Below are 7189 nucleotides of genomic sequence, written 5' to 3' on the forward strand. Positions count from 1 at the left end.
TCTGGGCCGTGTCTCAGTCCCAGTGTGGCTGATCATCCTCTCAGAACAGCTAGGGATCGTCGCCTTGGTGAGCCATTACCTCACCAACTAGCTAATCCCACCTAGGTTCATCCAATCGCGGAAGGCCCGAAGGTCCCCTCCTTTCCCCCGTAGGGCGTATGCGGTATTAGCAGTCGTTTCCAACTGTTATCCCCCTCGACTGGGCAGATCCCTAGGCATTACTCACCCGTCCGCCGCTCGCCACCTCAGRAGTAAACTCCCTTGTGCTGCCGCTCGACTTGCATGTGTTAGGCCTGCCGCCAGCGTTCAATCTGAGCCATGATCAAACTCTTCAATTAAAGTTTTTTGCTTCCGTCTTGCGACTTCAGCGGCTCAATGAATTCTGATTTTTTTGTTCCCACTTAAAAGCAGAAACAAACTGTACATATTACTATGAACACTCATCACTTTCGTGATACAGAAAATATTGATTTAAATTTTTGACTGCCAACCCGAAGGCTAAGCAGTTTCGATTAACGTCGTGCATTTTACGCATTTCCCGTTTCGCGTCAAGGAGTATTTTTCAACTTCTTGCTGCGCTTGAATTAAGTGCTTAAAAGCGACTCAATTCAACCTAACTCGTCAGGCTGCTTAACGCCGTCTGCCGTGTCAGTGGATGCGCATTATAGGGAGCAGGAGATTTTGTGCAAGGGCTTTTTGTAGGAAAATAACGATTAATGGTTTAGACGTTTACTTATCAAACGATACGTATAAAAAAGGGGCTAAAAAGCCCCTTTATCTCGATTAAGTCTGGCAATCTATATGAGTCACGCTCAGCTAGATCATCATAAATACTGTTATCTATGGACTAAAGAAGCGAGATTCTTGCTCAACTTCGACTTCTTCACCGTCGATATGAGTTTTCACTTTTATCTCGATATTAGTAACTGAACGAGACAGCTCAACCGGATCGATACCGACACTAATAGGGAGAGTTAACACTTCACCACCCGCAATAGTGACCGAAGTTGGACCGTACCATTTATAGTTGTCTAATCCTTCGACACTCATAGTGTATTCGTGGGATTGCTCTGTCTTATTAAGAATCTTCAAGGTGAAGGTGTTTTCAATCAAACCTTGATTGTTCTCTCTATAGAGCTGATTGCGGTCACGAATAATGTCCATACGCACAGGCGCTATGGTCGCACTGGAGTATATAAAGACTAATATCATCGCTATCAGTACCACGCCATAACCGACAAGTTTAGGTCGCAGCACTTTTTGCTTAATTCCTTCTAACTTGTTCTCGGTGGTATAACTGATAAGCCCTTTCTCATAACCCATACGATCCATGGTTTGATCGCAGGCATCGATACAAGCGCCGCAGTTAATACACTCATATTGCAGACCATTACGAATGTCGATTCCCGTAGGACATACCTGCACACACAAGTCACAGTCGATACAGTCGCCAAGCCCTAGCTCTTTAGGGTCATCTTTGCGTGAGCGCGGACCACGGGTCTCACCACGTTTAGTATCGTAACCCACGATAAAAGTATTCTTATCGAACATGGCTGCTTGGAAACGAGCATAAGGGCACATGTGGATACACATTATTTCACGCATCCAACCCGCATTGCCGTATGTGGCAAGTGTAAAGAACACGACCCAGAAGTAGATACCGCCAGAAGCATTAAGCGTAAATACATCGACATAGACTTCACGACTTGGCACAAAATAGGACACAAAGGTCATCGCCGTCATCAGTGAGAGCAATAGCCAGGCCGTATGTTTTGCCGTTTTACGCCAAAGTTTGTCAAAGCTCCATGGCATTTGATCTAACTTAATGCGTTTATTGCGTGCGCCTTCAAGTTTTTCCTCGAACCAGATGAACATAAAGGTCCATACTGTTTGAGGGCAAGTGTATCCACACCAAACACGGCCAAGATAGGTAGTCACAAAAAACAGAGCGAAGGCAGCGATCATAAACAACGCTGCAAGCAAGGTGAGATCCTGCGGCCAAATCGTTAAACCGAAGACGTGAAACTTTTGTTCGCCCAAGTTAAACCATACGGCTTGACGGTCGCCCCAAGGGATCCAAGGTAAAAGCAGGAAAAATAACATGGCGATCCAGCCCATGCGGCGACGTACGCTACTCCACAAACCGTCTATGGCTCGGACATAAATCCGATTACGAGGATTAAAGCGATCGGCTTTACTCGCATCTGGCTGGTGAATCTTAATTCGATTGGTTTTCGAATAGTCCTTGTTGTTAGATTCTGAGTTCATCGTTACAGCCTTTTACTGCTTTAATATTGGACGAAAACTAGCTTATTATACCCATATTCTTAATGGTTATTCACTTATGTTGGACTAAAAGATGAAAGGTTGGATCATATTGGCGCTACTCGCGGGTGCTTTATATTACTTATACACAGAAACAGATAAATTAGATGTTCCTATTGCAAAGACTGAGGCGATGATCAAAGAAATAGAGAATAAAGTTGACTCTATGACAGGAACGAAAATTATTAAAATCGACCATAAACTGGCTAAGGTAAGAACCGACATCATAGAACGTTTATCCACATTAGAACTCGAAGCCTTCAATCAAATTCCAATGACACCCGAGTCTATTGCCGACTTTAAGGCTAACTATTGCGGTACTATGGCACCTCAACATCCAGTGTTTAGCAAAGATAATCAGCTTTATCTATGTGATCACCTCTAATCATTACAGACTCATAGGCAAACGGGATTTTGCTATATAGCGCTAAGGTTTAGACTTAGGTGATTGACCTTATATATGATTCCGCCTAGCCTTTGAGGCATTACAGCATAAAGGCCTATGAATCATGACCCAACAAGTATCAGACATTTTTGATCCCACCCTATGGGATGAAGTCAGTGGATTTCATTTCGACGATATTACTTACCACAGAGCCAAAGCGCACGGTACAGTACGCATTGCCATTAATCGCCCAGAGTGCCGTAACGCCTTCCGACCTAAAACCGTTGATGAATTATTTATCGCACTCGACCATGCACGCCAATGGTCTGATGTAGGTTGCGTACTGCTTACGGGTAACGGTCCTTCGGCAAAAGATGGTGGCTGGGCGTTCTGTTCAGGTGGCGATCAACGTATTCGCGGCAAAGATGGCTATAAATATGAAGGCGCCGAAGAAGGTAAAGCCGATCAAGCCAGAATGGGCCGCTTACATATATTAGAAGTGCAACGCCTTATCCGCTTTATGCCTAAAGTGGTCATCGCCGTTGTGCCAGGTTGGGCGGTGGGTGGCGGCCATAGTTTACACGTAGTGTGCGACTTAACCTTAGCCTCGAAAGAACACGCAATATTTAAACAAACCGATCCCGATGTTGCGAGCTTCGACTCAGGTTACGGCAGTGCTTATCTCGCCAAGATGATAGGTCAAAAACGTGCCCGCGAAATCTTCTTCTGCGGATTTAACTACAGCGCTGATGAAGCCTTCGACATGGGTATGGTTAATAAATCCGTTCCCCATGCAGAGCTAGAAACCGAAGCATTAATGTGGGCGAAAGAGATTAACTCTAAATCACCTACGGCTATGCGTATGCTTAAATACGGCTTCAACATGACAGATGATGGTATGGTCGGTCAGCAATTATTTGCCGGTGAAGCGACGCGTTTAGCCTATGCGAGCGCCGAAGCACAGGAAGGACGCGATGCCTTCCTCGAAAAACGCGATCAAGATTTTTCAGCCTTCCCTTGGCACTACTAATTTTAGAATCGTATTAATTTACGTTTAAATGCTCAAAGCCCTCCATCGTGAGGGCTTTATGTTTTTTACAACGGATAAATAGATAAAACCGTTTAAACTAATCTGAAAACACGGCTTTTAATTTTAATGAGAATTGTTATCATCTAAATATTCCCGCTGGGAGCCTATTTAGAGGACAAGATCATGACTAAGACACTCACTTTTGCTGTACTACATTTTAGCGTCGCTTTTACCGTAACCTATTTATTAACTGGCAGCGTAGTCGTAGGTGGCGCAGTAGCCTTAGTAGAACCCGCGATTAACACTGTAGTGTTTTACTTCCATGACAAAGTGTGGAAACGCATTGAGGCAAAAAAGCAGCACGAGCTAGATGCCATTCCAGCATAGAAAGCTAAGCCACCAGCATTTGCTATTGCTGTAAGTTAATCGTCATTTTGTCGTGAATCTAAATGAAAAAACCGCCAATAAAGGCGGTTTTCATTTAAATATCTCTATTTATTCTACTGTTACAGATTTTGCCAAGTTACGTGGTTGATCCACATCAGTACCTTTGATTAATGCAACATGGTACGACAATAGCTGTAAAGGAATAGTGTAGATCAGTGGCGCCATAAAGATGTCACAGTGTGGCACAGGGATCACTTTCATCGTGTCATCCGACTCAAACTCGGCATCCACATCGGCAAACACATACATTAAGCCGCCACGGGCACGCACTTCTTCAACATTCGATTTCAGTTTTTCGAGCAATTCATTGTTTGGCGCAACGACAATCACTGGCATATCGGCATCGATAAGCGCTAGTGGGCCGTGTTTTAATTCGCCAGAAGCATAAGCTTCAGCATGAATATAAGAAATCTCTTTCAGCTTTAACGCGCCTTCCATCGCAATCGGATATTGATCGCCACGGCCAAGGAATAATGCATGGTGTTTATCGGCAAAATCTTCAGCCAGTTCAGCAATCGCAGCATCTAAACCTAAAGCTTGTTCCACTTTTGCTGGCATAGATTGTAGGCTTTGAGTGATTTGGGCCTGCATTTGATCAGACATACCATTGTGGCGACCGATCACCGCAGTCAACATTAATAAGCCAGCAAGTTGTACTGTGAAAGCTTTAGTCGATGCCACGCCAATCTCGGCGCCCGCTTTCATCATGTAAGCCATGTCAGATTCGCGAACCAGTGATGAACCTGGCGCATTACAAATCGTCAATGTGGCTTTGTAACCCATTTCTTTCGCTAAGCGCATGGCCGCTAAGGTATCGGCAGTTTCACCCGATTGTGAAATCGTCACCAACAGGCTATTTGGGAATAAGTGCGACTTGCGATAACGGAATTCAGAGGCAATTTCGACGTTACAAGACACGCCAGCCCAATCTTCTAACCAGTAACGTGCCGCCATGCCCGCATGGTAACTAGTACCACAGGCGATGATTTGCACATGTTTGATATCTTTTAAAAACTCAGCAGCGTTGTCACCAAAAGCCGTGTCTAGCACTTGCTTATTAGCAATACGACCTTCAATTGTGCGCGTCAGTGCCAATGGCTGCTCGTAAATTTCTTTAAGCATATAGTGGCGATATTCGCCTTTGTCACCGGCATCGTGGGTAATTTCAGATTCTTTTACTTCACGCTCAACAGCATTACCGTTTAAGTCGAAAATACTCACGCTGCGACGGGTCACTTCAGCCACATCACCTTCTTCGAGGAAAGCAAATGAGCGAGTAACGGGTAATAAGGCAAGTTGATCTGAAGCGACAAAGTTTTCACCTAGACCAAAACCAATCACCAATGGACTACCAGAGCGAGCAACAACCATACGTTCACTATCACGACGGTCGATAACGACTGTGCCATAGGCGCCTTCGAGTTGTTTAACCGTGGCTTGTACGGCACCAAGCAGAGTGTTATGGGTTTTCAGCTCATGGTGCACTAAGTGACAAATCACTTCGGTATCGGTATCGGAACTAAAGCTGTAACCTAAACCTTTAAGCATTTCGCGCAGTTTATTGTGGTTTTCGATAATACCGTTGTGCACCACGGCAATATCACCTTCTGATAAATGCGGATGAGCATTACGCTCACTCGGCTCACCGTGGGTCGCCCAGCGTGTGTGCGCAATACCGGTTCCGCCCGCTAATGGGTCAGTTTCAAGCGCAGCCGACAACTCTTGTACTTTACCCACGCGGCGCGTACGGTTGAGTTCACCATTGTGAATAACCGCAACGCCTGCAGAGTCATATCCGCGATATTCTAAACGGCGTAAGCCTTCTACCAGAATTTCAGCCACATCCCTTTGCGCCACGGCGCCTACGATTCCACACATAGTCTTTACCTATAAATTAAAATGAAGTTGTTAAGCAATTTTGTCTATTGAGCATAGGGCGCTAGCATGACTCGCACGCCCTGATATGAAATTTGTTTGAGCGCACTCTCGTCGATACGTGAGTCGGTGACCAACACACTGACCTTGGCCCACGGTAACTCTAAGTTAGGGATCCGCTTGCCAATTTTGTCTGAATCGACCATAACGATCACTTCGCGGGAAACTTCGGCCATCACTTTGCTTAGGCCTGTTAACTCGTTAAAGGTGGTGGTCCCGCGTTCAAGATCGATACCATCGGCACCGATAAACAGTTGGTCGAAATTATATGAACGCAACACTTGCTCGGCGACTTGGCCTTGAAAGGATTCAGAATGTGGGTCCCAAGTCCCACCGGTCATCAATAAAGTTGGCTCGTTTTCGAGTTCATGAATGGCATTGGCAAGGTGTAGCGCATTCGTCATGACCACCAGCCCATGCTTATCGTTCAGCTGTTCAATCAAGCCTGACGTCGTAGTGCCGCTATCGATAATAATGCGATTGTGATCTTTAATCAGCTGCGCGGCGGTTTTCGCAATAGAAAGTTTATTAGGCGCAATTTTAGCAGAGAACTGTTGAGTGACTTCGTCTGGAATCGCCACGGCGCCACCGTAACGGCGCAATAATAAACCCGTTTTCTCAAGCGCGGCGAGATCCTTACGAATTGTCACTTCTGAGGTTTCAAAACGTAACGACAGTTCATCAACGCTCACTTCACCCTGTTCGTTCAATATGGTGATTATGCTGTGGCGACGCTGCTGTGTGTTTCGTTTATTCATAAAACCTTTCAGTTAAGTTTCGATTCGAAAGGTGCATTATAGTGAAACGAAACTTTTTTGCTAGGGTCTGTTGATCTTTCGAGAGTAATTTTTAGACAGCATGGCAAGACGTTATAATTTGCTTCGCCAAAAGTAACCATAACCTCAAGCCATGCCAAGACTTATGCTAACCGATGCACGCTGGGAAAAGCTATTTCATTTAATGAAAAGCACAGGCCGTGTTTATGACAAACCTGAACATAGACAAACATTCGAAGGTATTCTTTACCGCCTTAGAACAGGTATCCCTTGGCGAGATTTACCTAAAGA

General features: G+C 45.1%; 7 protein-coding genes and 1 rRNA gene. 4 read left to right on the top strand and 4 right to left on the bottom strand.

Annotated features, from left to right (window positions below; genetic code table 11):
* Both L5M71_RS22775 and ccoG read right to left on the bottom strand, forming a co-directional pair.
* Positions 1-338: ribosomal RNA gene (locus L5M71_RS22775) — 16S ribosomal RNA — on the bottom strand; the annotation flags it as partial.
* 502 nt (positions 339-840) lie between these two features.
* Positions 841-2268, bottom strand: a complete 1428-nt coding sequence (gene ccoG / locus L5M71_RS22780; protein ID WP_105250769.1) for a cytochrome c oxidase accessory protein CcoG — start codon at positions 2266-2268, stop codon at positions 841-843.
* A 91-nt stretch (positions 2269-2359) separates the two neighbouring features.
* On the opposite strand from ccoG, the gene L5M71_RS22785 reads away from it, so the two are divergent.
* From L5M71_RS22785 to L5M71_RS22795, 3 genes are all read left to right on the top strand, one after another.
* Positions 2360-2710, top strand: a complete 351-nt coding sequence (locus L5M71_RS22785; RefSeq protein WP_113941424.1) for a hypothetical protein — start codon at positions 2360-2362, stop codon at positions 2708-2710.
* A 124-nt stretch (positions 2711-2834) separates the two neighbouring features.
* Entirely contained in the window at positions 2835-3740 is a 906-nt protein-coding gene (locus L5M71_RS22790; protein WP_113941423.1) for a 1,4-dihydroxy-2-naphthoyl-CoA synthase, read from the top strand.
* A gap of 183 nt (positions 3741-3923) precedes the next feature.
* Positions 3924-4127, top strand: coding sequence for a DUF2061 domain-containing protein (locus tag L5M71_RS22795; protein WP_105250772.1), 204 nt, complete (start codon positions 3924-3926; stop codon positions 4125-4127).
* Between the two features lie 108 nt (positions 4128-4235).
* On the opposite strand, the gene glmS is transcribed toward L5M71_RS22795, so the two are convergent.
* Together glmS and L5M71_RS22805 are read right to left on the bottom strand one after the other, a co-directional pair.
* Positions 4236-6065 (bottom strand): glutamine--fructose-6-phosphate transaminase (isomerizing), encoded by a 1830-nt coding sequence (glmS, locus tag L5M71_RS22800; RefSeq protein WP_014611872.1) that lies wholly within the window; start codon positions 6063-6065, stop codon positions 4236-4238.
* 44 nt (positions 6066-6109) lie between these two features.
* Positions 6110-6880, bottom strand: a complete 771-nt coding sequence (locus L5M71_RS22805) for a DeoR/GlpR family DNA-binding transcription regulator (RefSeq protein WP_263209961.1) — start codon at positions 6878-6880, stop codon at positions 6110-6112.
* Between the two features lie 151 nt (positions 6881-7031).
* Here L5M71_RS22805 and L5M71_RS22810 point away from each other — a divergent pair.
* Positions 7032-7189: transposase (locus L5M71_RS22810; protein ID WP_259573881.1), on the top strand; the 158-nt coding region annotated here is incomplete at its 3' end.

The organism is Shewanella sp. SW1 (assembly GCF_025653545.1).
Taxonomy (GTDB): Bacteria; Pseudomonadota; Gammaproteobacteria; order Enterobacterales; family Shewanellaceae; genus Shewanella; species Shewanella oncorhynchi.